The sequence below is a fragment of the Streptomyces sp. NPDC008317 genome, from assembly GCF_042955955.1.
GTDB lineage: Bacteria > Actinomycetota > Actinomycetes > Streptomycetales > Streptomycetaceae > Actinacidiphila.
Map to the genome: position 1 here is coordinate 1 of NZ_JBIBFQ010000024.1, position 1,329 is coordinate 1,329.

The 1,329-nt window shown below is 69.2% G+C and carries 2 protein-coding genes; both read right to left on the reverse strand.

Features of this window, described 5'->3' with window-relative positions; all coding sequences use genetic code 11:
* Positions 1–9 precede the first annotated feature (9 nt).
* The gene (locus ACFY9V_RS35435) at positions 10–957 is read right to left on the reverse strand and encodes an integrase core domain-containing protein (protein WP_391164428.1); all 948 of its coding nucleotides are present in this window, start codon (positions 955–957) and stop codon (positions 10–12) included.
* Positions 954–1,181, reverse strand: a complete 228-nt coding sequence (locus ACFY9V_RS35440) for a helix-turn-helix domain-containing protein (RefSeq protein ID WP_391164430.1) — start codon at positions 1,179–1,181, stop codon at positions 954–956. The genes ACFY9V_RS35435 and ACFY9V_RS35440 overlap by 4 nt, the downstream gene beginning before the upstream one ends.
* Positions 1,182–1,329 lie beyond the last annotated feature (148 nt).

Sequence of the window (1,329 nt, forward strand, 5' to 3'; positions counted from 1 at the left end):
TGTCCCGCGTCAAATAGTTGGCAGGTTTTCGGGTTCTGGAAAGTTGGGGATGAGGGGGTTGGCGGCGCCGGTGTGGACGTCGTGGGGACGGTTCCAGGCGAGGGCTTCGTGGGGGCGGACGGTGTTGTAATCGTGCCGGTAGTCCTCGGCGTGACGGATGAGGTCGAGGGCGTCGGTGATCTCCTCGAGGAGGAGCTTCTCGTACTTCAGGGAGCCGAAGCCGCGCTCGCGTGAGCCGTTCTGGCCCGGGGTGCGGACCCGGGTGCGGACGTGCCGCAGTTCTGGGTGGGTGGTGATAAAGGCCTCGAACCGGAACGCGCGGAACGGGCCGCCGTTGTCGGTGACGATGGTGACCAGCGGCTGCACGGTCCCGTCCGCGTCGCGCGGAGCGAGGTCCAGCAGTGTTCTGCCTGCGAGCACCTCGGCTTCGCGGATGGCGAGTTCGATCGCCGTTATCGCGTCGTGCTGGTTCGCGGTGGGCGAGACGTGCCAGCCCAGCTCGTACTTCGACCAGTAGTCCCGGCAGCCGGCGAGCCGCCAGGTCCCGCCCGAGGCGGTCTCGAACTCGGAGAAATCCAGCTGCCAGACCTGGTTCGGGCCGGTGGGCTCCGTCGCGAAGGCGGCTTTGCGACGGGCGGCGAGCTGCCGGCGTTCGCGCTGGTAATTGGCCTCCAGCAGCAAGCTCTCGTCGCGCAGCAGCCGCAACACGGTGGCCTGCGAGACGCGGTGGCCGTCGTGACGGCACATCGCCCAGACCTTGCGATGGCCCCAGGCCGGATGCGCGAGCGCGTGCCGGCGAGCTGTCTCCCGCACGCCCTCGCGCGCCGGACGCGGCCACGGCCCGCGAGCCTGGACGCCCTGACGGGCCCTGGCCTGGTGGCGGCGCCAGGCCCGCTCGGGCACGCCGATCAGCCGGCAGAACCTCGCGGTCGGCATGCCCGCCTCGACGCGGATCACCTCGAGGTCCTCGAAGGGCCCAGCCGGCCCTCCGCGGACTTCTTCCACACCCGCAGCTCGACCGCTGCTTCACCCAACGCCTGGGTCAGATCCGCGACCTGCGCTTCGAGCTGCTGTTCCCGCGTACTGGGACCGGACTTACCGGCCAGTCCAGCGCGGCCGGACTCCAGGAACTGGCGCTTCCAGGTCCCGATCGACTGCTCGGAGCCGCGCAGCCTCGGCAACGGTCATCTCACCGGCCAGGATCGACAGCACGATCCGGACCTTCTCCTCCGGCGGAAGCGCCGGCGGTCTCACCATGATCGATCAGACTCCTTCACACGACAGAGCCCGCAAGAAACAGGCTCTGCCACAAAGTCTGACGCGCGACAA